The 25967-nt window shown below is 38.1% G+C and carries 26 protein-coding genes and 3 pseudogenes; 21 read left to right on the plus strand and 8 right to left on the minus strand.

What is annotated here, in order from left to right; genetic code table 11:
• Positions 1-167: 167 nt before the first annotated feature.
• From V2145_RS21435 to V2145_RS07520, 3 genes and pseudogenes are all read right to left on the minus strand, one after another.
• Positions 168-248: pseudogene (locus V2145_RS21435) on the minus strand (hypothetical protein); the annotation flags it as partial.
• Positions 249-363: 115 nt separating this feature from the next.
• Positions 364-540 (minus strand): annotated as a pseudogene (locus V2145_RS07515) (transposase); the annotation flags it as partial.
• 436 nt (positions 541-976) lie between these two features.
• The gene (locus V2145_RS07520; protein WP_330988150.1) at positions 977-1150 is read right to left on the minus strand and encodes a hypothetical protein; all 174 of its coding nucleotides are present in this window, start codon (positions 1148-1150) and stop codon (positions 977-979) included.
• Between the two features lie 10 nt (positions 1151-1160).
• On the opposite strand from V2145_RS07520, the pseudogene V2145_RS07525 reads away from it, so the two are divergent.
• Positions 1161-1343: pseudogene (locus tag V2145_RS07525) on the plus strand (DDE-type integrase/transposase/recombinase); the annotation flags it as partial.
• A 304-nt stretch (positions 1344-1647) separates the two neighbouring features.
• Here V2145_RS07525 and V2145_RS07535 read toward each other — a convergent pair.
• Complete coding sequence (locus V2145_RS07535; RefSeq protein ID WP_330988125.1) at positions 1648-2193, minus strand: TetR/AcrR family transcriptional regulator; 546 nt, start codon at positions 2191-2193, stop codon at positions 1648-1650.
• Positions 2194-2613: 420 nt separating this feature from the next.
• Here V2145_RS07535 and V2145_RS07540 point away from each other — a divergent pair, with 420 nt between their 5' ends.
• The 3 genes from V2145_RS07540 (at position 2614) to V2145_RS07550 (ending at position 4532) form a co-directional block, all read left to right on the plus strand.
• Positions 2614-2970 (plus strand): cyclophilin-like fold protein, encoded by a 357-nt coding sequence (locus V2145_RS07540; RefSeq protein WP_131888467.1) that lies wholly within the window; start codon positions 2614-2616, stop codon positions 2968-2970.
• A 186-nt stretch (positions 2971-3156) separates the two neighbouring features.
• Complete coding sequence (locus V2145_RS07545) at positions 3157-4197, plus strand: NAD(P)-dependent alcohol dehydrogenase (RefSeq protein ID WP_131888466.1); 1041 nt, start codon at positions 3157-3159, stop codon at positions 4195-4197.
• A gap of 179 nt (positions 4198-4376) precedes the next feature.
• The gene (locus tag V2145_RS07550; RefSeq protein WP_179289198.1) at positions 4377-4532 is read left to right on the plus strand and encodes a hypothetical protein; all 156 of its coding nucleotides are present in this window, start codon (positions 4377-4379) and stop codon (positions 4530-4532) included.
• Between the two features lie 370 nt (positions 4533-4902).
• Here the strand turns inward: V2145_RS07550 and V2145_RS07555 are convergent, their stop codons facing one another.
• Genes V2145_RS07555 through V2145_RS07565 form a run of 3 tightly spaced genes read right to left on the minus strand, consistent with a single transcriptional unit; the run spans position 4903 to position 8075 of the window.
• A complete protein-coding gene (locus V2145_RS07555) occupies positions 4903-6144 on the minus strand; it encodes an MFS transporter (RefSeq protein WP_330987471.1) in 1242 nt (413 codons plus the stop codon).
• Positions 6145-6146: 2 nt separating this feature from the next.
• Positions 6147-6791 carry a TetR/AcrR family transcriptional regulator gene (locus V2145_RS07560; RefSeq protein ID WP_131887830.1) on the minus strand — a complete coding sequence of 215 codons (645 nt, stop codon included), beginning with the start codon at positions 6789-6791 and terminating at the stop codon, positions 6147-6149.
• 15 nt (positions 6792-6806) lie between these two features.
• Positions 6807-8075: a glycosyltransferase gene (locus V2145_RS07565; protein ID WP_131887829.1), complete on the minus strand. Its 1269-nt coding sequence runs from the start codon at positions 8073-8075 to the stop codon at positions 6807-6809.
• Positions 8076-8465: 390 nt separating this feature from the next.
• On the opposite strand from V2145_RS07565, the gene V2145_RS07570 reads away from it, so the two are divergent.
• From V2145_RS07570 to bioA, 7 genes are all read left to right on the plus strand, one after another.
• A complete protein-coding gene (locus tag V2145_RS07570; protein ID WP_131887828.1) occupies positions 8466-8717 on the plus strand; it encodes a FeoA family protein in 252 nt (83 codons plus the stop codon).
• A complete protein-coding gene (locus tag V2145_RS07575; protein WP_330987472.1) occupies positions 8710-9435 on the plus strand; it encodes a FeoB small GTPase domain-containing protein in 726 nt (241 codons plus the stop codon). Before V2145_RS07570 ends, V2145_RS07575 begins: the two co-directional genes overlap by 8 nt.
• Positions 9404-10777, plus strand: coding sequence for a nucleoside recognition domain-containing protein (locus V2145_RS07580; protein WP_330987473.1), 1374 nt, complete (start codon positions 9404-9406; stop codon positions 10775-10777). Before V2145_RS07575 ends, V2145_RS07580 begins: the two co-directional genes overlap by 32 nt.
• 142 nt (positions 10778-10919) lie before the next feature.
• Positions 10920-11453 (plus strand): hypothetical protein, encoded by a 534-nt coding sequence (locus tag V2145_RS07585; protein WP_311857764.1) that lies wholly within the window; start codon positions 10920-10922, stop codon positions 11451-11453.
• Positions 11440-13350: an 8-amino-7-oxononanoate synthase gene (gene bioF / locus V2145_RS07590; RefSeq protein WP_311857765.1), complete on the plus strand. Its 1911-nt coding sequence runs from the start codon at positions 11440-11442 to the stop codon at positions 13348-13350. The genes V2145_RS07585 and bioF overlap by 14 nt, the downstream gene beginning before the upstream one ends.
• 15 nt (positions 13351-13365) lie before the next feature.
• Positions 13366-14046, plus strand: coding sequence for a dethiobiotin synthase (gene bioD / locus V2145_RS07595; protein ID WP_330987474.1), 681 nt, complete (start codon positions 13366-13368; stop codon positions 14044-14046).
• Positions 14046-15404, plus strand: coding sequence for an adenosylmethionine--8-amino-7-oxononanoate transaminase (gene bioA / locus V2145_RS07600; protein WP_330987475.1), 1359 nt, complete (start codon positions 14046-14048; stop codon positions 15402-15404). Before bioD ends, bioA begins: the two co-directional genes overlap by 1 nt.
• Before the next feature lie 35 nt (positions 15405-15439).
• Here bioA and V2145_RS07605 read toward each other — a convergent pair whose 3' ends face one another.
• Positions 15440-16426: a sodium:calcium antiporter gene (locus V2145_RS07605; RefSeq protein WP_094910303.1), complete on the minus strand. Its 987-nt coding sequence runs from the start codon at positions 16424-16426 to the stop codon at positions 15440-15442.
• Positions 16427-16687: 261 nt separating this feature from the next.
• On the opposite strand from V2145_RS07605, the gene V2145_RS07610 reads away from it, so the two are divergent.
• The 10 genes from V2145_RS07610 to V2145_RS07655 all read left to right on the plus strand — a co-directional run bounded on the left by V2145_RS07610 (position 16688) and on the right by V2145_RS07655 (position 25918).
• Positions 16688-17062, plus strand: coding sequence for a hypothetical protein (locus V2145_RS07610; RefSeq protein ID WP_094910302.1), 375 nt, complete (start codon positions 16688-16690; stop codon positions 17060-17062).
• Positions 17063-17145: 83 nt separating this feature from the next.
• Complete coding sequence (locus tag V2145_RS07615) at positions 17146-18549, plus strand: MBL fold metallo-hydrolase (protein ID WP_330987476.1); 1404 nt, start codon at positions 17146-17148, stop codon at positions 18547-18549.
• A gap of 194 nt (positions 18550-18743) precedes the next feature.
• Positions 18744-19229, plus strand: coding sequence for a DedA family protein (locus V2145_RS07620; protein WP_094910300.1), 486 nt, complete (start codon positions 18744-18746; stop codon positions 19227-19229).
• Positions 19230-19479: 250 nt separating this feature from the next.
• Complete coding sequence (locus V2145_RS07625) at positions 19480-20355, plus strand: AraC family transcriptional regulator (RefSeq protein WP_330987477.1); 876 nt, start codon at positions 19480-19482, stop codon at positions 20353-20355.
• 295 nt (positions 20356-20650) lie between these two features.
• Complete coding sequence (gene nikA / locus V2145_RS07630) at positions 20651-22141, plus strand: nickel ABC transporter substrate-binding protein (RefSeq protein WP_330988127.1); 1491 nt, start codon at positions 20651-20653, stop codon at positions 22139-22141.
• Positions 22138-23082, plus strand: coding sequence for a nickel ABC transporter permease (nikB, locus tag V2145_RS07635; RefSeq protein WP_330987478.1), 945 nt, complete (start codon positions 22138-22140; stop codon positions 23080-23082). Before nikA ends, nikB begins: the two co-directional genes overlap by 4 nt.
• Before the next feature lie 53 nt (positions 23083-23135).
• Positions 23136-23930, plus strand: coding sequence for a nickel transporter permease (gene nikC / locus V2145_RS07640; protein WP_434223165.1), 795 nt, complete (start codon positions 23136-23138; stop codon positions 23928-23930).
• Positions 23927-24721, plus strand: a complete 795-nt coding sequence (locus V2145_RS07645; RefSeq protein WP_330987480.1) for an ABC transporter ATP-binding protein — start codon at positions 23927-23929, stop codon at positions 24719-24721. Before nikC ends, V2145_RS07645 begins: the two co-directional genes overlap by 4 nt.
• 1 nt (position 24722) lies before the next feature.
• Positions 24723-25481, plus strand: a complete 759-nt coding sequence (locus V2145_RS07650) for an ABC transporter ATP-binding protein (protein WP_330987481.1) — start codon at positions 24723-24725, stop codon at positions 25479-25481.
• A 92-nt stretch (positions 25482-25573) separates the two neighbouring features.
• Complete coding sequence (locus tag V2145_RS07655; protein WP_330987482.1) at positions 25574-25918, plus strand: cupin domain-containing protein; 345 nt, start codon at positions 25574-25576, stop codon at positions 25916-25918.
• Positions 25919-25967: the final 49 nt, after the last annotated feature.

Genomic DNA, 25967 nt, shown 5'->3' on the forward strand with positions numbered 1-25967 from the left:
AGTTATAATCATGACTTACTCGATTAGGGTAAATCGGTCTATGATCTTCGCCTATAAAATCCACTATTACTGGTATGTCAACCCTAAACTAGACAGATTTTTTAAGGTGTTCAAGTTTATAATCAACCGGACTGACATAACTCAGTGTTCCATGGATACGCAAGTGATTAAACCTCCTGCAATTCCCTTGTTAATTCTTCTAGACTAGTGAAACTTCGCCCGTTCACAAATTTCGTTTTAAAGATTTTAAAGGTGGCTTCAGCGACCCGACCGCATTGTTATATGGACAATCTTTCATGCTTAACCATCGTCCAATCGTAAACGTCTCTAGTGCTTTATCTAAGAGGTTGCTTTGAAATTCATTTCCACGGTCAGGTTATCTTTTTCTTTAAACGAACCAGATGTTTGACTTTGCTCTATCCACTTATCTAAAGACGAAGGAGTCAAGTCATATTCACGAATCATCTCTTTTTTGGGCTTTCCGTTCTGATGAAGCTGCATCATCTGTTGTTTAAATTCCTTTGTAAATGTTCGACGTTCTCCTGGTCATTGTAGATGCTCCTTTAGTATAGTACCTGTAGTCTACTTAACCTTAAAAATTCTGTCCAACTGAGTGTAGCCTGTCCACAACAGTCATTGTTATATTTATGTTTCTATAAGAATCATAAAGTAAATAATACCGTAAACAGGAATGGCGATACTAGTAAGTATATAAATTATTCTTTCTCCTATAGAAAGGCCACTTTTCCACTTTTTTAATTTGAGGTTTCTCAAGTAAAGAACGCTAGAAATCAGTATTATTAAAAAAGTTAAATCTTTTATATTTATTAAAAAAGTATTCAATTAATCATCCCCTTCAGACTTTATAGTTTATTTTCATATACTATTATATGTAACAAAAAAGAGTCTATTATCTATTATTTAGTATAGTAGACTTAGAGACTCTTTTATAGTTAACTAGACATTTCCATTTATTTTAACTTGCAGAAGATGATCCACAAGTAGCAACGAATATAGCAATTGCAATCGGGTTGGTTGCTATACCACCTGCGATTGCTATAGCGCCAGCAGCTGAAAGATATTGTTTGGCGTCAATTAAACCTTTTATTTCTTTCCATGCAGCAGAGCCTATTCCTAATGCATCCTGCATACATCTATCAAAAGTCAAAGGTCAATGGATGTACCTCTATCGTGCCGTTGATTCAGAAGGAAATACGATTGATTTTTAGTTAAACAAAACAAGAGATTATAAAGCTGCAAAGCGCTTTTTCAAGAAAGCTTTGCGGTCTTTTCATGTTTCCAAGCCCCGTGTTATCACAGTAGACAAGAATCCAGCCTATCCAAAAGGAGAAGTCTGTCCAAAATCAAAAAGAATTCATCGATCAACTGTTTGGATTGATTGCTTAAGATGAACAACAAATGGAAATATTTGTATTTTTTAGATTTTCTTCAAATATTTGCACTAGAACCTCAAGAAGTAACAATTAAGCGCTGGAGTGAATCATTTATTCTTTGCGCTATTTGACAGCCAAAGACCAGCTGAAGAAGTCATTCAGGAGCTTGGAGAAGACGTAATTCCTCATTTTCCTGAAATACAGAGCTAAAAAAAGTAGCTTCTAGCATAGCAGCCACTTTTTGCTTGAAGAATTATATAACACGCTCAATCAATTCCCCAACTTTTTCAGCCATTACGTGAGGAGGGGAAGGCATTTCATTTTTTAACCACCATTCCACAATACCTACGTATGCATTCGCTACAAATTGAACAACAATCTCTTCGTTTTGACCGTTATTTTTCCCCTTAGTAATATCTACTTCTTTTCTGAACTCTTGAATGTTGAATTTTAAGAATTGACTGCGAAAGTACCGAGCACCTTCGCTTGCCAGCATTGTAGAGAAAAATAAATAGTTTTCTTCCAAGTATTCCATACAATGAACGGTTGATTGCACCCAATCCATATCCGCTGCTGATTCACAAACATTCGCCATGTTAAGGATATGTTCTTCCATAATTTTATCTAGTAAATCAAATTTATCTATGTAATGAAGATAAATGGTTCCCCGGTTAACGTTCGCTCGATCAGAGATATCTTTAATCGTAATTTTATCAAAGCTTTTTTCGGCCATTAATTCAATTAAAGCATTTTTGATAGCTTCTTGACTTTTAAGAATTCTTCTATCTACTTTTGGCATGAGCATATTCACACACCTTTCTTGATATATGCAATGTTACACACGTAATCATCTTTTGTCTATGATAATAAACAGGTGTTGATTAATTAATGATGATTTATTTGTTTATAAATTAGATTAAATGATCTGTCATAATAAAAAAATTAGATCATAATGAACAAATCCAGTTAAACTGTTGATTAAACCACAAATCCTCTTATTTTAACTATTGAGGAGATAACATTTCTCTTTCATAATAATAAACAGATGTTGATTAATCAACTTCTGATGAAAAGATATCTTGAGTTTGTTCTTTATATGTTCAGGAGGATATTTGTTATTCCGCTTCTGCTTTTAGGAGGGACAGCATGCAGCAATGAATCAGATTTGCAGCATAAAAGTAATTTGCCGAACGTAAGTGAGAAAAAAGAGGAAGGTGTTATGGAAGAGATGAAAATTAAGCTAAGCGTTCATAACGAAGAACTTATTGTGAAAATGAATGACAATTCAACGAGCAGAGATTTTCTAGAACTGCTTCCGCTCACTTTAACATTTAAGGATTATGCTAGAAAGGAAAAAGTTAGTAATCCACCTCGCCAACTATCCGAAGAAGGAGCCCCTTCTGGTATTGAACCTCGTGTTGGAGACGTGACGTATTATGCTCCATGGGGTAATTTAGCCATTTTCTATGAAGATTTCAGCTACTCAAGTGGTCTTATTAAGCTTGGAGAAGTAGAGTCAGGTCTTGAAAGTATACCAAAGCTTCAAGGAGAGGTAAGGGTTGAGAGGCTAGAATAGTAAAAGCTTTTCAAGTAGAAGCATCTTTCAAAGAGTTTGAACGTTTTATTTACCGAGACATGAGGGTATAACGTTTTACAAGCCTTATTTAATTTGTAGGCTGCCAATTTAATAACTAAAAAATCTGTAAGTATACTCGTTCCATCAGCAACGAATACGCATTTTATATCTATGGAGGTAATAATGATGATTACTGCTAAAGCACGTGCCGTACATGGCCCAGATAAACCATTTAAAGCAACTGAAATTCAAAGACGTAGCTTAGATACACACGATGTGTTAATTGAAATTAAATACGCAGGTATTTGTCACTCTGATATTCATACTGCGCACGGTGAATGGGGAGATGTGAACTATCCGCTTGTCCCAGGTCATGAAATTGCTGGGATTGTAACGGATGTTGGAACGGAAGTAACAAAATATAAAGTTGGTGATCGTGTAGGAGTTGGGTGTATGGTGGATTCCTGCGGCGAATGTGAAAACTGTCGTCAGGGAGAAGAGCAGTATTGCTTAAATGGAATGACGCCTACCTATGCTGGAGTTGATAAGTACGGTGAACCTACTCAAGGTGGTTACTCAACGCATATTGTAGTCGTGGAAGACTTTGTTGTAAAAATTCCTGACAACATTGAGCTTGACGCTGCAGCACCTTTACTATGTGCAGGCATTACCACATTCTCTCCGCTAAACCGTTGGGAAGCTGGTCCTGGAAAGAAAGTTGCTATCGTAGGAATGGGTGGTTTAGGGCATATGGCTGTTAAAATCGCAAGCGCTATGGGAGCCGAGGTTACCGTGCTGTCACAAACCCTAAACAAACAACAAGACGGTTTAAACTTTGGTGCGAAAGATTATTATGCTACAAACGATCCTGAAACGTTTAAAAAGCTTAGCGGTTCGTTTGACTTAATTATCAACACAGTAAGCGCAAAAATTGATATGGATGCTTATTTTTCACTACTTACGCTAGACGGTACGCTAGTCAATGTAGGTGCTCCAGGTGAGCCTCTATCGCTGAACGTGATGTCGTTAATCGGTCATCGTCGCTCGTTTGCGGGGTCAATGATTGGAGGTATTCGCGAAACTCAAGAGATGCTAGATTTCTGCGGAGAACATGGAATCGTTCCAAAGGTTGAAGTCATTTCAGCTGACGAAATTGACGAAGCGTACAAGCGAGTACTAGCTTCAGATGTTAAGTATCGTTTTGTTATTGATACAAGTACGATGTAACAGAAAAAGTTTCTTTATTTAACAAGCCTCAAAACTATGTTTTTGAGGCTTGTTTGTTTTTTGTTCAATGTATTTCAGTGTATATATGCTTCATTATGTGTTTATATCTTCAAATGTTTATAATTATAAAATACCAAAAATAACCTTTTTTGCTATAGTAGAAGCTAAAGGAGGTATTTATGGTGAAATCAAAAGCTATTGTAAAACGAATTATAACGTTGCTGTTCTTACTGGAAATCTTTATTGCAATCATTTTTATTTACGAATACGTAACGAAAGATAACTATAGAAACCTATCAGCTCAAGAGATATCAACTTTTATAAAAAAGCGTTAAGTCCCCATTATACTAGGGGCTTAACGCACTATAAATTACAGGGCAACAACTTCGGTTTACGAATAAGTCGCAATTCTATTCGTTTACAATCCTCTTTTCTTTCTATTCGATTTTAATAGTTTGATCGCTAGTGGCACTAACGAAACAATCATTACGTATTTAAAATAAGGCTGAATTACTTCGCTAAAGTAAGTTAGCTGACTGATAGATTCGTTGAAGGGAATCCCTCTTAGTAGTGAAATGGCAATATATCCTCCACCAAAAACTACGCCTATGCTTATGGGAATGAGCAGAATACTTAGTAACAAAATAATGCTTTTCTTGATTATATTTATAGTCATCATACAGTACCTTCCAATTGATTTTATACTTAAACGGCTCTTTGAACATTTTTGACTTTATATACTTGTTTAACCATGAAGCTAATGATGAGTGTGAAGATCCCAACTATTACAATTAATAGATAAATAGTAGCAGAGAATGAATCTACTAAAAATCCAAATAAAATTTGCCCAATTGGTACAGCTGTTGTAGCCGCTGCGGTTTGGATAGACATTACTTTTCCTAACAAATCTTTTGGCGTTTTTTCTTGAATAATTGTATTCAAATAAATGTTAATGACGGTTAAGGCAAACATGACGAGCATTGAGCTTATCGTTACAACGATATATTTGGTGAATGAACTTTCAACGAGGCCACTTGTTCCAAGAGCCATCCCAAAGTAGATCCCCGCACAGCCAAGAACCCATAAATAGAGGTTATCACTTCTGATTTTGCTTTTTAAAAGCCCAATGGTCATAGCTGAAAAGATAATGCTAATGGAAATGCCAGACTGAGTAAAGCCAAAGAAGGTGTCAGGCATGTTGAAAAGAACTTTAATCATATAAGGTAATCCTACAAAAAACATAGGAGCAATAAACAAGCTCACAACAAATGCAACGATTATACTCTTTAAAATAAAGCGATTTTCGCGAATAATGTAAAAAGCTCCTTGCTTAAGATCTTTTGTTACCATCTGTATAAAGGGTTCAGGTGGTCTTTTTTCGTAAGGAATCTTCATAAATAGCTCAATAACAGCAGCTAGTAAAAACAGTAATGCGCTTGCGATTACAATTATTTTAATCCCCATAAAGCTGTATAATAAGCTTCCAACGATAGGGCCGACGAAATTAGCCATCGACATGACCCCAGAAATGATGCCGTTGCTCTTTAACAGTTGTTCATTAGTTACAAGCACAGGGATGCTGGATTGAACAGCAGGCTGATACATAGAGCTAATTAATGTTAATCCCATTAAAAGGATACCGATCGAAAGAACCGTTACGTTTCCGCTTAACAGCATGATTGCAAATATAATAATTAAGGCACTGCTACAGAAATCGAGAATAACCATCATCTTTTTCTTATCAAAGCGATCGGCAATAGCGCCTCCGATAGGAGATAGAAAGATAGTAGGGACTACTGAAAGCCCCATAATGGTTCCGAATATTGTAGCGGAACCCGTTAAATCAAGAACATAGAGTGATAAGGCAAATCTTAAAATGGAAGAACCAAAAATGGATATGATTTGACCAAATACAAGAATTTTAAAATCTTGACTAAATTTCTTCATGGCTATTTCACCAATAAATCTCTAAGCGTTAGAAATAAGACGTGCACTTTAACCTTTATTTCGGCAGACATCTCCTGTACGGCTTTATTTCCAACGTTGATTTCATTTATAACTCCAGATAGATAAGTTGTAATCAAAGTGACGACGTTTTCAATTGAAAGTGATGGATTGAAGACATTCTCGCTAATATTTTTTGTTAAGAAACTCTGAAATTGTTTCTGTAAATATTCCAAGTTAGACACTTCATGAAGCTGGTCTTTTACTTTTTCATAACGGTCTGGATATCTAGAATATAAATCCATAAGCTTATAAAAAATGGTCCCCTTGTTGAGTAGAGAGTGTTCCATATATTCACCAATATAGAGTAAAAACTTCTCAAGCTTCAGAACAGGAGTAACATCACTAGCATAAATTTCATCCACTTTGGCTTTCACTTGGCTATTTAGCGTTTCTTCGTTTAATAAACCGCTAAATATTTCATCAATGTTCGCAAAGTATTTATAAACGCCACCTTGACTCATGCCAGTTGCGATGACGATATCCCTCATTGATACGTCATGAATGGATTTTTCATTACATACCTTTCGGGCAACATCTAAAATTTCTGCTTTCTTTTTTTCAATATATTCTTGGCTCACTTTAGGCATAATATATTCGCTCCTTTAGCGTTGATAGAAAGTGTTTATTGCTTGAATAATAAGCTCTGCGCTTTTCTCGGCTCCCTTTTCTTTTTGGACACGACTACCAAGCTCTTTCGCTTTCTTTAATACGATATCTGTTTGAGTAAATGCAATGGCGTTTGCTAGCTTATCAGCTGTCAATTCCTTACGCGGAATAGACTCTGCACCAACCCCAAGCTCATTCATTCTTTTCCCCCAAGCGAACTGATCGTTGCCAAAAGGAATAATGATTTGGGGAACTCCAGAGCGAAGTGCCGCAGCAGTCGTTCCAGCGCCTCCATGATGAACAACAGCTGCCATTTGAGGAAACAGCCACTCATGAGGAACGCTTTTAACAAATAAAACATCCTTTGAGTTTTCTCTTTCTTCCATTCCGCTGCCGGCATTAATAATACCGCGCTTTCCATTCTTTTTAAGAGCTTTTAATACTAAATCTGTTGCTTGAGCTGCATTCTTTTTGTCTCCTACGCTTCCAAACCCTACATAAACAGGAGGAGGACCTTCTTTTAGAAATGTTGCTAACTCTTCTGATGGTTGATAATTAGAATGGTCCTCAATAAACCAATAGCCAAACGAATGAACGTGTTGGGGCCAATCTTTTGGAACTGAAAATACGCTTGGACTTAGCGAAAGAATGGTTGGATGCGTTTTTGTACGCTGTTTTGGATAAGGATTTGAAAACGCCGTAGGCAGCTGACCATATTGGCGAGTCCAGTATTTTTTAAGTCCAGTATTGGCCATTTTCCAAAATCCAGTCTCAAAAACTTTATGCGTTAATTTATTATAAGCTTTCCCAAGTCGAAGTCGGTCGTAAAACAAGATAGCAGGATATTCTTTAGTTGGTGTCATAGGAAATGGACAAGCTAATATGCTTGGAATTCCCATTTCTTTTGCTACAAAGTAGCCGATGGTAGCGCCAGGGTGGTAAACAATTGCATCAGCACCTTCACAAGCTTTGTGCATGTCTTCTTGACCACCAATCATTAACTCAGTCAACTCATCGTTTTTAAAATTAAGGCTTGTGAAAAATTTGAAAGGACTATCTGAATCTTTTACAACGCCACTTTCAAGAATTTTGTTGATGTCTCCACGGAGAGGAGCATGTTCAAACCCATAGCTTTCAACAAGTTGTTGATAAGATGTAGACGCTGCGATGCGTACTTTAAATCCTTTCTTTTTAAGCTCAAGACCTAACGCGATAAATGGCTGGGTATCTCCACGTGTACCGGTAGATAGCATTGTAATTAGCATGTGTAAAGCCTCCTTTATAAATAAACGACAACTATGTCGTTTTTATAAATATAAATCATTAAGATATGGCTGTCAATATAAAAATGACAACATTGTCGTTTTGTATGTGATGAGTGTTTAAAAAGAAGGAGAGATGTCTATAAACCTCTAAGTAATTTCTATTATTAGTCATGTAAAGAGGGATATAAACGAATGGAATCAAGTGTAAGGAGTACAAAGAGAAAATATATTAAAAAATGTTCGAGGGTTTGTGTCTTTGAATGTTTCTGTACTTTGGTTATTTAAAAGAGATAAGACATAGTAAACAATATATTTGACAATTTTGAAATGCGGGCATAGTATAGCATTGAATTTGCATTAGGGAAAAATATTAGATAAGGGGAAATATACATGTACAAATCTAAAAAAGTTTTATTGAGCCAAGGGTTGAAAGGAGACGTAATAAAAATTACTTCCTTGTTATTAGAAGGAACCATGAGAAGAAGGCTATTAGATTTAGGTTTTGTACCAGGTGCATTTGTAGAAGTGGTAAAAAAGAGTCCGCTTGGAGATCCGATTGCCTTTCGAGTGAGCCAAACAATCATTGCGCTTAGAAAAGAAGAAAGTAGATTAATCGAGGGGGATTTAGTTCATCATGAATAGTGCATATCGAATTGCCTTAGCAGGTAATCCAAACACTGGAAAAAGCACGCTATTTAACGCATTGACAGGATTAAAACAGCATACGGGGAACTGGGCTGGGAAGACCGTTTCAATGGCAGAAGGGTCGTTTACACATAAAGATAAAAAATATAAACTAATCGATTTGCCAGGGACGTACTCACTGTTTTCAAACTCGGCTGATGAAGAGGTAGCACGAAATTACATTTTGTTTGAACAGCCCGATATTACGCTTGTTGTGGTAGATGCAACGTCCTTAGAGAGAAATCTCAATTTAGCACTGCAAGTGATGGAGATGGCAAAGAATGTTATCATCTGCGTTAATTTAATTGATGAAGCAGAACGAAAAGGAATTAAAATCAACGAGAAAGTCTTAATGAAACGAACTGGGATACCAGTCATTAAGCTTTCTGCGCGAAATAAAGTTGGGTTTAATGTTCTGCTTGATACGATTGATCGCGTTATCGCTGGAGTCATTGAATGTCAGCCTGTTCAGACAGTCTATAGTGAGCAAATTGAAGAAAAAATAGCCAAGATAGAGTCAAAGCTTTTACGTTTAGATATTAATCACCTTTCTGCGCGTTGGGTAGCTTTAAGATTATTAGACGGAGATATGTCGCTAATGGAAGAATTGACGAATCGTTTAGGAGAAGGAGGAGAAACGCAGCATGGATATCAACAGCATATACTCAGAGGCTAAAGCTCTTTCATCCGAAGAACTTCGAGATGACATTGTGCATCATCTTTATAAAAGAAGCCGAGAGCTTTGCAGCGCAAGCGTTTCGTATAATAAAACAAAAACAGATAAAAAAACAGAAAAGCTAGATCAAATTTTCACGTCGCCTATTTGGGGTTTTCCGATTATGATTGCGATGCTAGGAGTCATTTTTTACATCACTATTGCCGGCGCGAACGTACCTTCTTCACTGTTAGCTTCTTTCTTTTCTTATATCGAAGGGTATATCACAGCATTCTTTAATGCCGTCAACGCTCCAGATTGGCTACACGGCGTCTTAGTTTTAGGATTATATCGTGGTTCGACGTGGGTTATTAGCGTTATGCTACCTCCAATGGCCATTTTTTTCCCAACGTTCGCTCTTCTCGAAAACTATGGTTATCTTCCAAGAGTTGCGTTTAACATGGACCGCTTGTTCAAACAAGTAGGCGCTCATGGGAAGCAATCATTAACGATGGCGATGGGATTTGGCTGTAACGCAGCTGCCGTAATGTCTTCACGTATTATTGAGTCTCCGAGAGAACGAATGCTTGCAATTTTAACGAACAACTTTGTACCTTGTAACGGCCGATGGGGAACGCTCATCGTATTAGCCTCTTTATTTATGGCAGCCAACGTAGCGAGTGGATTGAAGCCTCTCGTTACAACAGGAGTACTTGTTGGGCTTGTGCTATTTGGTATTATTGTTACGTTTTTTGTATCATGGCTATTATCAAAAACGTTATTAAAAGGCGTGCCAACTCACTATACGTTAGAACTGCCACCTTACCGTCGTCCAAAGTTTTTTGACACCATAGTACGTTCTTCTTTAACAAAGTCTTGGACAGTGTTAGTTCGAGCAGTGAAAGTAGCCGCTCCTGCTGCGGTTTTAACGTGGATTATTGCTAATATTCATATAGGTGACGTAAGCGTATTGCAGCATTTAGTAGGATATTTAGATCCATTTGCTCGGATGCTTGGATTAGATGGCTACATTTTACTTGCATTTATTCTAGGACTGCCGGCTAACGAAATTGTTTTACCCGTTTTGTTAATGGGCTATTTGTCGACGGGAGCACTGACTGAAGTTGATAACCTGGTAGATTTAAAGCAAATCTTTATCGATCAAGGCTGGACTTGGATAACGGCCCTAAACGTAATGTTATTTTCACTGCTTCATTATCCTTGCGGTACAACGCTATTAAACATATATAAAGAAACCAAAAGTAAAAAATGGACGTTTTTTGCCTTTTTAATTCCCACAGCTCTTGCTATTATCGTACCATTCATTGTATTTCAAACGGCTAAGCTCATGGGTTGGATATAAAGAACCTAACTATTTAAAGAAAAACAGGTGCTATAGCATCTGTTTTTCTTTAAGTTATATGTTAACTTATTTTTATTTTAAGTTTACATAAATGGTAGATTGTTATAAACTATTTTCATAATCTTGGAAAGGAGATGAGGTATTGAAGACGAGTAAAACAAAAGAAATAACGCTGATGGCAATGCTTGCCGTGTTAATTGCGATAAGCGGAATGTTTAAAATTCCGTCACCTTTCGTTGGGACAGAGTTTCAGCTTTCAGCGCCCATCGCTATCGTTATCGCCGCTACGTTTGGGTTTAAACGTTATTTTTGCGCAGGAATTATTGCCAGTATTATAAGCTTGCTACTAGGGACCCATACGCTGATCCATGTTTTAGTTGCCATGATCTTTCGGCTAGTAGCTGGAGGAATCATTGGCATATTTGGTACAGCGTTAGTCGTTGTGATGGTAGCAGGACCTTTAGGAACGATCGCTGCTCGCTACGTATTAGCAGCTGTAATGGGCGTTGATGTGACGGTGTTGCTGCTTGCCGCTTTGCCAGGAATGATTTTCACAGCTATTTCATCAGGTATTATGTATCCCATTATAAAAAAAAATATGAAGTCAACGATTTTTCAGGAATTTGTTGTAGATAGTGAGAAAAAAGGAGGAACGAGAAAGTATGAATCTGTTTAGCTTGAAGATGAGAGCTTCTAATCGTAATGTTGGTCATCTTTCGGGAGCGGAGAAACTGGTAAATGAAAGTCAATTACCTACCTATACCAATGCTTTATTACATAGAGCACTCCATCATTCCAAAGGCGAAGCAGATGAAGTTACGATTAAAGTCGAAACCATACAGCCAGGTGATATTCAACATTTAGACGCTTTACCCGTTACAACAGTAGAAGTTACTCATCATCAGGAAGGGATAGAAGAAGCAAAAAAGCTGCTTTTCGACTTAGGTTTAAAGCAAGCTGATGAAATCATTGAAATGCTGGGTTCATGTTCTTCTATGCGCGGCGCAATCTTATTAGACGTTGATACAATGAAGCGTATAGAGCCAAATCAAGAACGAGGAATTCGAGCAACGTATATGGATGCAAACCATGACTGCTTTCAAGAAGACCTGAAAAAGAAAAATCATTTTCAAGAAGCGCTTGTATTAGCGACAAAAGTAGCCCATGCGCCCAATATTATTGGTGAAATTTGTATCTCTGATGACCCTGAATACGTTACGGGCTACGTCGCTGCCAAAGAGATTGGTTACGTTCGAATTACAAAGCTAAAAGAGAAAGGAAGCCACTGTGGTGGTCGCATCTTCTTATATCGCCAATCCGACAGTAGCGTGAGTGCAACAATTACCTATTTAGAAAAGCAAACAGCAGTTGTACATATAGGCGACGAATCAAGATTAAATAAAGCTAAGCAGGGAGATAAATGGAAAAAAGTAAAAAGAGACCTAGACTTTTTGCAAAAAAATCATCTTTACAGATCTCTTAAAGAAATTCAAAGTGCACAAGATGCTCGTGTCAAGATGAATGACCGAGAGTATGTAATGCTTGCTTCAAACAGCTATCTAAATTTATGTAACCATTCGGATATAAAACGTTATGTGCTTCAAATGGGTGAAGCGTACGGCGTTGGTTCAGGCGGATCTAGATTAACAACAGGTACTACTTCACTTCATCGTCTTCTAGAAGAAGCGCTTGCGGAATTTAAAGAAACAGAAGAAGCGCTTGTGTTTAATACGGGTTACATGGCGAACATTGGTGTTATTTCATCTTTGTTTTCTGAAGGAGACGTCATTTTTAGCGATGAGCTAAATCACGCAAGCATTATTGACGGCTGTCGCCTTAGCAAAGCGAAAACCGTTGTATACAAGCATAATGATATGAAAGATTTAGAAGAGAAAATTCTAGCTCATCCCTGTGAGAATGGTTTAATTGTGAGCGATGCGGTTTTCAGCATGGATGGAGACATTGTCAACTTGCCTGAGCTGATGCGTTTAGCGAATCAGTACGGTTTATTTTCAATGGTGGATGAGGCTCACTCAACGGGTGTTCTTGGCGAGCGCGGTCGCGGAATTTGCGAACATTTTCAACTGAAGCAAAAGCCAGACATTATCATGGGAACCCTTAGCAAAGCGCTCGGTAGTGAAGGTGGGTTTGTATGTGGGAATAAGCTGCTCATAGAATACTTGAAAAATAAAGCACGAAGTTTTATCTTTTCCACTTCGCTATCACCGATAACAATTGCGTCGTCTCTGGCAGCACTGAGAATAGTAATGAACGACTACACGCTATTAAAAAAATTGCAGAATAATATTGCTTATTTTAATAAGTGCTTACAGCAAAATAAAATTCCTGCGCATTCACATTCAGCAATTTTTCCAATTATTGTGGGAGATGAACAAGTAGCAATGAATGTGTCAGCGAAGCTTCTTCAAAAGGGCTATTTTATTTCAGCGATTCGATATCCAACCGTTGCTAAAGGAAGTGCACGTCTTCGCGTATCACTAATGGCTAATCATTCAAAGGAAGAACTCTCAGAAGCAGCTCGCTTAATTAAAAAGTACATTGGCAACGTATAGGAGGTAGAAGAAATTATGGGGAAAGGCTTATTTATTACTGGGACAGGAACAGATGTTGGAAAAACATATGTAACGGGTTTGCTTGTGAAAAAACTCCGTGAAAACGGCTATGAGTGCGGTTATTATAAACCTGCGCTTAGCGGAGCAAAAGTAGAACACGCACAATTAGTTCCAGGGGATGCTAAGCACGTGCTTGAAACTGCAGGAATTCATGAGAAACCAGAAAATACGGTGTCTTATATCTATAAGCAAGCCGTGTCGCCTCATTTGGCTGCTAACCTTGAAGGAAATCCTGTAGATATTAAGGTTATTAAGAAAGATTACCAAAGGGCTCAGGCTAAGTATGACTATGTAGCGGTTGAAGGGAGCGGAGGAATTCTTTGTCCGATTCGCTGGGATGATCAGCATATTTTGCTAGAAGATATTGTGAAAGAGCTAGACTTATCTACGATTGTGATTGCAGATGCTGGACTTGGGACGATAAACGCAACCGTATTGACAATCGAATACTTGAGAGCGCGCGATATTGAAGTGAAAGGAATTATTTTTAACCGTTCACATGAAGGAAACATTATGGAAGAAGACAATCAAAGAATGGTGGAAGTACTAACAGGTGTTTCAGTAATCGGCTTGGTGAAGCAAAATGATACAGAGCTTGCAATGAAAGCAGAAAAAGTAGCGGAGCTGTTTGCATAATGAACAGAATTGAAAACATGAACTTAGTGGAAAAAGACTTAAAATATATTTGGCATCCCTGTTCACAAATGAAAGACTATGAAGAACTTAAGCCCATTGTTATTGAAAAAGGAGAGGGCGTGTACTTATATGATACGGAAGGAAACTCTTATTTAGATGTTGTGAGTTCGTGGTGGTGCAATCTTCTAGGTCACTGCAATCCCATCATTAACGATAAAATTAAAGCTCAGCTTGACCGCCTTGAGCACGTTATCTTTGCCAACTTTACGCATGAGCCTGCAATTAAGCTGTGTGAATCGCTAATGGAAATTATTCCTGAAGGACTAAGCAAATTTAACTTCTCTGATAACGGTTCAGCGGCTGTGGAATGCGCATTGAAAATGGCGTTTCAGTACCAATATCAAACTGGTCATAAAGAAAAAACAAGGTTTATGTGCTTCACAGACGGCTATCATGGTGAAACGATTGGTGCTTTATCTGTGGGGAGCTTAGACTTATATGCGCAAATTTACAATCCAATGCTGATGGATACAATTCGAATTGAAGCGCCAGATTGCTATCGATGTCCTTACGGAAAAACAAGAGATTCCTGTCAGGTCGAATGCTTTGTACAAGCAGAAAAAGCATTTGAAAAGCATGGTCATGAAACGTGTGCGATGATTGTAGAACCTATCTTACAAGGAGCAGCTGGAATGAGGATATATCCACCTCGCTATCTTCAAAAGCTAAGAGCGTTATGCGATGAGTATGGTGTACTGTTAATCGCTGATGAGATTGCAACGGGTTTTGGACGAACGGGCAAGATGTTTGCATGCGATCACGCGGAGATTACGCCGGATATTATGTGTATTTCAAAAGGACTCACCGGGGGCTATATGCCGATGGCGATTACTATTACGAGTAATCAAATTTATAAAGCATTTTATGCAGAATATAAAGAAGGAAAAGCTTTTATGCACAGCCACACCTACAGCGGTAACCCATTAGCGTGCTCTGCAGCTTTAGCGGTGGTGAATATTCTGAAGCATGATAAAGTGTTAGAAAAGGCATCCGTTCGAGCAGCTTATTTAAATAAAAGAATAAATGAAGCGTTATTAGACCATCCTCATGTTGGTGAAATTCGTGACATAGGATTAATACATGCTGTTGAGCTTGTGAAAAATAAGAAAACGAAAGAACCGTTTAGCTCAGAACATCGAATTGGTTATCAAATTTACAAAGCAGCGCTGAAGAAAGGACTCATCCTGCGTCCACTAGGGGATGTTCTATACTTTAATCCACCTTTAACTATTGATGAAGAAGAACTAGATGAAGCTATTAATAGCTGCGTAAACGCTATTAACGAAGTAATAGGTTGAAAAGAGCAAAAGCCGTATGCATATGCATGCGGCTTTTATGTGGCTGAGTTTAAGTAAATGATATAGCTTGCTATAAAGTAACAGGCAATAATTAAAATTGATGGAATAACATAAAACCATGAAGACGTGATGTTCTTTCTGGACATTGAAAATAGGCTAATGGAGATGAGTATCATTGACGCAACAATTGTATATAAGTGACTGCTGCTGGCTGCGCTTAACAGTGCGCCTTTGCGATAAAAGACGTCTGTTCCTGCTAAAATCAATAAATTGAATAAGTTACTTCCGACGATTCCACCAATCGCTAACTTGTAATTTTTTAAGCGAATACCGATAGCAACAGAAACGGCTTCAGGAAGTGACGTGCTGGCTGCAACTAAAAAAGAACCAACAAAGGAAGCGCCTAAACCTGTAATAACAGCGATACGATCACCTGAAATCGTTAAAATACTCCCAAAGACCATAATAAACACTGCTGCTACGGAAAAGCCAACAACGGCTCTTTTTAAAGTCGGCCCTCTATCTTGAAGATTTTCTTCCTGTTTCTCTCCTTCACTATGCTCTGCTGCATAGGTAGAAATGATTTTCACGCCTATAAAGTAGACGATAATTAAAATAACAGTATCAATTCCAACTCCAAAAATATGGTAAGGAATGTTAAAGAATAAAGAAGCTGCAACTAAAAAAGAGAGAAAGATGGTCAACAAAGAAGTATATCGATTTTCTTTGCTAGCATAGGTCATAATTTCGTGCTTTCGAAAAAATAAATCTAACGTAGCTAAAATCATCACGTTAAATAAATTACTTCCAAGAACATTTCCTACAGCTAAATCAGGGTTTGAAATAATAATGGACGTAACGCTTGTTGTAATCTCTGGTAATGATGTGGCTCCACCCAGTAAAAGAGCAATCAGTACGCCGCTTAAAGCAGATTTTCGCTCGATAGCATCTGCATAAATAGATAATCGAATGGCTAGAAACACCGTAATAGCAGCTGAAATACCAAATGCTAAAAATACCAATAAAAGCAATCCTTTCTATATTAAATCTTAAGAGTCGTTAACATCATATCAAGTATAGTAAAATCAAGCACGCAACAGCTCTCTTTAGTGTGTGCTGAAAAGTGAAATTGAATAAGTAATAGAAGTGAAAAAAACTGTTTAGTTGAAGGTGCGCTGGGGAAATTAATTTCGAAGGGGAAAATTTCGTGATTTTAACACTTGACTGTATACCTATAGGGGTATATAGTGTGGGTATAGATTAATGAAAAGGCGGTGTGTTTAATGGGCTATTTAGCGGTAAGTGCTCTGATACTTATTTTAGGAGCTGTCGTGTATAGGCGTTATTATCTCGTTAAAGGTGTTCAATGCGTTAAGAACTGTAAAGGGATACAAGATAAACTACTATGTGTGGATATTCGTAATTATAATGAAAGAACCGAAGGTGAAAATCTAAACGTAATGAACATTCCTTATGCGTATTTAAAACGTTTCTATTCTGAAATACCAGACCAACACATCCACATCATTGCACAAGATAAAGTAGAACTACGCTTAGGAATTCGCTTTTTACGCCAAAAAGGATATACCGTTACAAGCTATTATCTAGCTACTTGCCCTTGTAAAAGAGAAGTAGAGCTAGTTGGCTGTGGAGCATAAGCTTAGCATACATTTTCATATACCTAATGGGGTAAGGTGAATGGAAATTAATGATAAAGCACTGAACGTAAAGGAGAATGGATATGTTACTTAAATATTTCTATGATGAAAAATTAGCACAGGCTTCTTATCTGGTAGGGTGTCAAGCTGCAAAAGAAGCTATTGTTGTAGATCCTGCTCGAAATATTCAACCATACATTGAAGAAGCAGAAAAAAATGGAATGAAAATCATTGGTGCTTTAGAAACCCATATTCATGCTGACTTTGTGTCTGGAGGTCGTGAGTTAGCTGAAAGAGTAGGGGCTACGTTATACGTATCAGATGAAGGAGACGCAGACTGGAAGTATCAAAACATTGATCACTTACCTCATAAATTGCTAAAAGGTGGGGACGAGTTTAAGGTTGGGAATCTAACATTTGGTGTAGTGCATACGCCTGGACACACGCCGGAAAGCATTTCGTTTACGTTAACAGACGGCGGGGCCAAAGCAGATGAACCAATGGGTGTTTTCACAGGAGACTTTGTGTTTGTGGGAGATGTCGGGCGCCCGGACTTATTAGAAAAAGCAGCGGGTGCACAGGGAACAGCACAGTCAGGCGGATATCAATTGTTTGAATCTCTTCAAAAGTTTAAAGAGCTTCCTGATTTTATGCAGCTTTGGCCTGGACACGGAGCAGGAAGCGCTTGCGGAAAAGCTCTGGGTGCCGTGCCTTCTTCAACTGTGGGGTATGAGAAACGCTTTAACTGGGCGCTACAGCATGAGGAAAAAGAAGCGTTTGTAAAAGCTTTGTTAGATGGTCAGCCAGAGCCACCTAAATATTTTGCAGTGATGAAAAAAGTGAACAAAGTAGGGGCAAACAGCTTATCAAAGCTTCCAAAGGTTAATAAGCTAGCAAATGTAGCCGAAGTAGAAAAACAAATTCAAGCAGGGTACCAAGTAATTGATACAAGAAGCGCAGCGGAATTTGCTGAAAGTCACGTAGAAGGAACGATTAATATTCCATTTAACAATTCATTTGCAAATTGGGCCGGCTGGATTGTGAATTATGACCATCCATTATATGTGCTAACAGCAGATGAACAGATTGGTAAACTTGAAAAAGTGTTACATTCTGTTGGGATTGATCAGCTGGTTGGCTACTATGATGCAAAAAAAGCAGTAGTAGAAGCTTCTACTACGCAGTCTTATGAAAACATTACTCCTAAACAAGCAAAAAACATGCTTGATCAAAACAAAGCACAAGTACTGGATGTTCGAAGCTTAGAAGAGTGGAAAACAGGTCATATCGAAGGCGCCATTCACATTATGCTTGGAACCTTGCTAGATAGAATCGATGAGGTGCCAGCTCAGCGTCCGCTAATTGTTCAGTGTGGTTCGGGTGTTCGTTCTGCGATTGCGATTAGCCTTCTTCAATCCAAAGGCATAACGGACGTTTACAATTTAACAGGTGGATATAGTCAGTGGAAACAGGAGATTCAAGAATAAGCTAAAAAAACCGCTATGCGTTATAGAGATTGATACGCATAGCGGTTTTTTAGTATGTACTAAAATTTAATGTTTCAAACTATTCACTTTTAATCTACAATAAAGTAGATAGATTTTTTTGACTATATAATTAAGAATGTGGAAGTTTCATAAATACTACAAGATAAAGACGGAACAAATAGGAGATAATAAATATGCAAGTGATGCAAGACTTTATTATGACATATGGCTATCTGGCCATTTTTCTCATGCTAACTTTGGGGATTGTTGGGCTACCTATTCCTGATGAAGTTATGATGACGACGGTAGGCTATTTCACCAATACAGATTTTATTAACTACGGAGCTGCTATTATCATCAGTTTTTTTGGTTCACTTCTAGGGATGATGATCAGCTATATGATTGGAAGAAAAGCTGGGAGGCCATTTATTGATAAGTACGGCAAGTGGGTCGGTTTGAAAGAAAAGCGAATGATCCAAGTTGAAAAGTGGATGAAAAAGTATGGGCCCTATTCAATCATTTTAGGCTATTTTATCCCAGGGGTTAGGCACTTGATGTGCTATTTTTCTGGCATTGGTAAAATGAAGCTTAAAACGTATATTGCTTTTGCGGCCATAGGTGCCTTTTTGTGGTGTTTTGTATTTATTACGTTTGGAAAGATGGTAGGGGTTATTCAGTAGGTATAATGCAAAAAGCACATTTATACCACATTTACCCTTGTCTAAAAGGCTACATAAATGATAAAAGAAGATTGCAAAAACTCCCTTGGGCATCAAAGGGGGTTTGTTTTTAGTTATTTGAAGGGGTATGTTAACTAGGCCTGTATAGTCTTTACATAAGATTATAAAGAAAAACCTACATAAGTGTGCATGAAATGTCGGATAAGTCTGTTTCAACCCTGCTATTCTGATAACAAGGGAGGTCATAAGAATGGATTTGCTTAAGAATATGAATGAAGCTTTAGACTATATTGAAGAGAACTTAACCAATGATATCAATTTTAAAGAAGTAGCAAAGTTAGCTCTGTGCTCTGAGTATCATTTTAAAAGGATGTTTTCTTTTCTTGCAGGCATTACTTTATCAGAATATATTCGAAGAAGGCGTCTTACTCTGGCAGCATTCGAACTTAAAAATAATAATATGAAGGTTATTGATATTGCGATTAAATACGGATATAACTCACCAGATTCCTTTACTAGAGCTTTTCAGAATCTACATGGTCTAACTCCTTCAGAAGCTAAAAAGAATGGTTATTCACTCAAAGCTTATCCGAAAATGACCTTTCAGCTATCTATAAAAGGAGGAAACGAAATGAACTATCGCATTGAAGAAAAAGAAGCATTTCGTATAGTCGGAATTAAAGAAAGAGTACCTATCGTTTTTCATGGAGTTAACCCAAAGATTGCAGCTATGTGGGAAAGCTTAACCCATGAAACGATAAATCAATTAAAAAAACTTTCTAATGTTAAACCACTGGGGATGCTTAGTGCATCTGTGAATTTTTCAGAAGGACGAATGGAGGAAAAAGGTGAGCTTGACCACTATATCGGTGTAGCAACAACTAAGGGTTGTCCCGATAATTTAATGCAACTGGAAGTACCGGCTTTAACATGGGCTGTATTTGAAGCAATTGGGCCGTTTCCTGATACTTTACAAGATGTCTGGGGGCGAATCTACTCTGAATGGTTTCCATCCTCAAGTTATGAGCAGGTAGACGGACCAGAAATTTTATGGAATGAACATAAAGATGTAACCTCACCAACTTTTAAAAGTGAAATATGGATACCCGTATTAAAACGGCAGTGATAACTTTATAACCAATGCTTTTGATAAAGAAAAAGGAGATCGCAAATGTGGTCTCCTTTTTTATTTTGTCATGTAATCTATAAAATGGATAATACAAGCAAAAAAGAATAGTTACGAAAAAATCATTGATAAATCGTAACTATTACGATAAAATTTAAAACGGAATTATTACGAATTTACTAAAAAGGAGCAGTGAAACGTGATTAAAAGACTAGTAGATAAAAGTAAAAACATAGGCGTACTTACATACATCAAGCATAACGTTCCTAAAGTAGGGATTTTAATCGTTTGCGCTATGCTCTTAAGCGCTTGTATGGGAGGCGGAGATTCAACAACCTCTAAAAACGAAGGCAAGCACATTAACTTCTTGTATAACTTCTCTACAAATTCACTAGATCCACATGTTGATTCTAGCTATGTACCGCTACGAGCGGGTATTACAGAAACACTTATTCGACTTGATGAAGAGAATTTAAGCATTGAACCTTGGCTAGCTGAGAGCTGGGGTGGAGAAGATGGTCAAAACTGGACAATTAAGCTGCGTAAAGATGTAAAGTTTCAAAATGGCAAACAGATGGATGCTGAAGCTGTGAAAAAATCGTTAGAACGAGCGTTAAAAGAAAATGTTGCTATCCAGAATGCACTGAAGATTGATACAATTAAAGCTGATGGCTTTACGCTTACGATTAAAACGACAGAGCCGTTTCCAGAGTTTATTTCGGAGCTTGTTAATCCAAACGTTGCCATTATCGATGTATCTGAAGAAGATGTTGTAAATAAACCAGTTGGCACAGGTCCGTTTAAGCTTGCTTCGTTTACACCAGGAAGCAAACTAGAGCTTGAGCGTTTTGACGATTATTGGGACGGTGCTTCAAAGCTTGACTCCGTAACATTTGCGTTTAATGAAGATGCCAATGCGCGTACCTTAGCATTAAAATCTGGACAAACAGACATTGTCTATCGTCCAGAGGTAGAAAGTTTAGATTCACTTAAAGAAGATTCAAAAATGAAAGTTGAATCAACGGCAACGTTCCGCGTGCATCAGCTAACCATGAATATGCAAAGAGAAGAAATGAAAGATATCAATGTACGAAAAGCGCTGGATGCATTAATTGATCGCCAAAAGATTGTAGATAAAATTCTATTAGGTCATGCTGAAGCAGCAAGAGGCCCATTTTTACCTTCATTACCTTTTGCCCCAACGTATGATAAGCGCCAAACGGGGTCAGATGTAGCTGTTCAATATTTGAAAGAAGCTGGTTATACGTTAAAGAACGGAAAGATGCAAAAAGACGGAAAGCAGCTGAGCTTGACGTTATTAACCTATCCAGCTAGAGCAGACCTACCGCTAATTGCACAAGTGCTTCAATCAGATGCAAAGCAAATCGGAATTGATATTAAGATAAAACAAATTGAAACACCGGAAGAGTATATGGCGTCACATCGCGATTGGGATATCGCAACGTATAGTAACTTAACGGCACCGCGCGGAGATGCTGGTTACTATTTAAACGCAACGTATCATCCAAAAGGAGCACTAAACTTTAGCCAAGCAGATGAGCCAGAGTTGACGGGTATTATTGACGAATTAAATCGTACAGTAAATCAAAAGAAACGCGCTGAGTTAGCAGAAAAAGCAGCGGACTATGTAGATGACAACGTCATTAACTCGTTTATGTTACATCCATCAACAATCGTTGCTTACAACAAGGATAAAGTGAAAAACTGGTTTACGGCTAAAAGTGAATACTACATGATTACCAATAAGTTGGATGTGAAAGAATGATTAAGATTCTTTTCCGAAAGTTTTCGGAAGTTCTATTTTTTATATTGTTTATAACATTTGTAAGTTTTATCTTTATTCGGTTAGCACCGGGAGATCCCGTGCTAACCATTTTGAACGTTGATGAGCTCTCAGTCAGTCAAGAGCAAGTAGAAGCACTTCGTGAAGAGATGGGTTTTAATGAGCCCGTTCTTGTGCAGTATGGGTTATGGTTAGCGAAATTTGTTCAGTTGGATTTCGGGCAGTCGTTCGTAACGGGACAAGACGTGATGAGTACAATTATGGCTGCTCTCCCCGCTACCTTAGAGCTAGCAAGTGGAGCCGTTTTTGTCATGCTTGTCGTTGCGATTCCGTTAGGTTCGCTATCAGCACTTTACCGAGACAGCTGGATAGATAAAGTAAGCCGAACGCTTTCAATTGTTGGAGCAGCAATTCCAAGCTTCTGGTTAGGGCTTATTTTTATTGATTTATTTGGCGTTCGTCTAAGCTGGTTTCCTACGATGGGAAGAGACGGGTTATTGTCGCTCGTTTTACCTTCCATTACGTTAGGCTTAGCAATTTCAAGCGTTTATGTTCGCTTGCTTCGTTCAAGTTTATTGGACTCTTACAGCGAAGAATTTATTCGCGCAGCACGAGCTCGTGGGTTATCAGAAGCACGAATCTTTTTTATGCACGCTTTTCGCCACAGTATCCCTCCTGTCATTACGGTGTTTGGTGTTAGCCTAGGCAGTTTAATAGGTGGGGTTGTAGTTATAGAGGTGCTGTTTGCATACCCTGGAATCGGCAAGCTCATTGTTGATGCAATTCGCCAGCGTGACTATCCGCTTATTCAAGGATATATACTTGTTATGGGAATGATTGTGTTTATCGTGAATACATGCGTAGACCTGTCATACCGTTATTTAAATCCTGAAATGAAATATAGAGAAAAGGAGAGTAAGTGATGAAAGAGTCTTTATCATATTTGCCACTTATGAAACAACAGCGTAAAGTCATCATGCCGCTCGCCTTTATTTTTTTTATTGTTATCGCAGCATCTATCTATGCATTTTGCTATTTAAAGTATGATCCAAGTCTTACGAACTTAGAGAAGAGACTGGAAGGAATGAGCATGGCACATCCTTTGGGAACCGATCATTTAGGGCGAGATATCTTAACTCGCTTGTTGCTCGGTGCTAAGCAAACAATTGGGTTTAGCGCGCTTGCATTAGGAGTAGCTTTGCTCGTAGGAATTCCAATTGGCCTTATTTCAGGCTATAAGCGCGGAGTGATAGATCGATTGTTTATGAGAATTGCAGACAGCTTTTTAGCGTTTCCTGATACGGTAGTAGCCATTGTACTAAGTGGTCTATTGGGCCCTGGGATCGGAAATCTCGTTTTTGCAATTGTGATGGTGAAATGGGTGAACTACGCGCGACTTGTTCGAAGTACCGTGTTAGCCGAATCACAAAAAGAATATGTATTAATAGCTCGTACAAACGGATTATCCCCTTTGCGCATTATGAAAAAGCACTTAGCTCCACATATCATTGGGCATGTGCTTGTCATGGCAAGTTTGGACTTAGGGAAGATTATTCTTTTAATTTCGTCTTTATCTTATATTGGATTAGGTGCGCAACCTCCTGTACCAGAGTGGGGAGCAATGCTCAATGACTCGCGCCCATATTTTCAATCTAATCCTGAGCTGATGATTTATCCCGGCTTAGCAATTGTAGGCGTAGTGCTTGTTACTAATATTATCGGTGATTATCTGCGTGATCAATTTGATGTAAAAAAGGAAGTGCAAAAATGATTCTGTCGATTGAAAAGCTGTCAGTAAAAAGTAAGGAAAAAAAAATTCTTGATAACGTATCACTACAGCTTGAAAAAGGTGAGTGGTATGCCCTTGTAGGACAAAGTGGTAGCGGAAAAAGCATTTTATCACAAACGATTGGTCAAATGCTGTCGCCTAACTTAAAAGCTGAAGGCAAAGTCAATTTTAACGGAGAAAACACTCTTTCTTTTGGACGAAACGATATGAAAAAAATTCGAGGTCGGAAAATTGCATATATTTTTCAGGATTATCAAGGTTCATTTACACCGTTTCGAACCATTGGACAGCATTTTCAAGAGTATCAAAAAGTACATGGCGTGAATGATAGAAAAACTCGGAAAAGTAATGCGATTCAAGCTCTAGAATCAGTAGGATTAGATGAGGAGTTTTACAAACGCTATTCGTTCCAGCTAAGCGGTGGTCAGCTTCAGCGCACGTCAATCGCGTTATCTCTTTTACTATCACCTGAACTCGTTATTGCCGATGAAATCACAACAGCCCTTGATAGCGTATCAGCTCATCGAATTTTACAATTATTAAAAGAAAAACAGCAAGAAACGGGCTGTGCAATTTTATTTATTACGCATGACTGGCGACATGTTAGAAAATATGTAGACCGCTTAGCCATTATGAAGGAAGGTAAGATTGTGGAATCTGGTGATAAAACAAAGGTGCTCACGAGTCCTCAGCATGAATACACAAAGCAGCTAATCGCAGCGGCACCTGTATTAAAAGCAAGCGAGCTAGCTGTGCAAGAAGGAGTGTTATAAGGTGAGCTTTTTATCTGTTCAAAACCTTAATAAAGTATATGCTGGTCAGCAGGTTTTAAAGAACGTTTCGTTCGAATTGAAAAAGGGAGAGTGCTTGGGGCTTGTAGGCGAGAGCGGATGTGGGAAAAGTACGCTTTCACGCTGTTTAATGAGATTAGAAGAAGTAAATAGCGGAAAAATTTTATTTAAAAACCAAGAAATTCAAAGCTTAAGCAACCGTAAGCTAATGCCGATTCGGAAAGGTTTTCAAATTGTATTCCAAAATCCAACAGCGGCATTGAACCCCAAATTAAAAATAAAGGAATCACTGCTAGATCCGTATATACAATATGAAAAGCAGTTAAACCTTCGCTATTTTTCATTTTCATCAAAAGAACAGTTTGTGTCTGAACTGCTCAACATCGTTGGGTTGCCTACTAGCTTTGCTGATCGATATCCCCATGAACTAAGCGGAGGGCAAAAGCAGCGTGTAACTATTGCTCGTGCGATTAGTATTGAGCCTGAGCTTGTGATACTTGACGAACCCACTGCAAGTCTCGATGTCATTTCGCAGCGTAGTATCTTACACTTATTAGAAGATCTTCGCGATCATCTTGATTTATCCTACTTATTTATTTCACACGACCTTACAGCGGTAAAAGAGCTGAGTCAACGCATCATGGTAATGAAGCATGGTGAGGTTGTGGATATGTTTCCGACTGAAGAGCTGTTTCATTTACAGCGAAACACCTATACAAAAGAGCTTGTCTCCATTTTTTAAGCATTGTATCTTTTAAAAGATACAATGCTTTTATATTAATGATAATATTATTATGTTAACTAAGACTAATAGATGAAAAGGAGAACATTTTGTTGAAGATACTTTTATTTGAACAACCGCAAGCGGCTCCAGTTACGCAATATGAATCTGAGCTGTCAAGTTATTTAAAGGTAGCTACATTGGAAAATACTTCTATAGGGATAATGTACGTTGAACCAGATGGAATTATAGGCCATCACGAAGCAGCAAGTAAACAGCTGTTTTTGGTGATTGAAGGGGAAGGCTGGGTAACAGGTGATGATGAAGTAAGGAAACCAATCAAAAAAGGACAAGCAGCGCTTTGGGAAACAGGCGAATGGCACACGTCAGGAAGTGATGGAGGAATGACGGTGCTTATCATCCAATCAAATAGTATACATATAAACCCACTTCTTTAGTAAAGAAGTGGGTTTTATCTTGTAACAAGTAGCAAGGCTTTTCATGAAT

Source organism: Priestia sp. GS2, from assembly GCF_036409025.1.
Classification (GTDB): Bacteria; Bacillota; Bacilli; order Bacillales; family Bacillaceae_H; genus Priestia; species Priestia aryabhattai_A.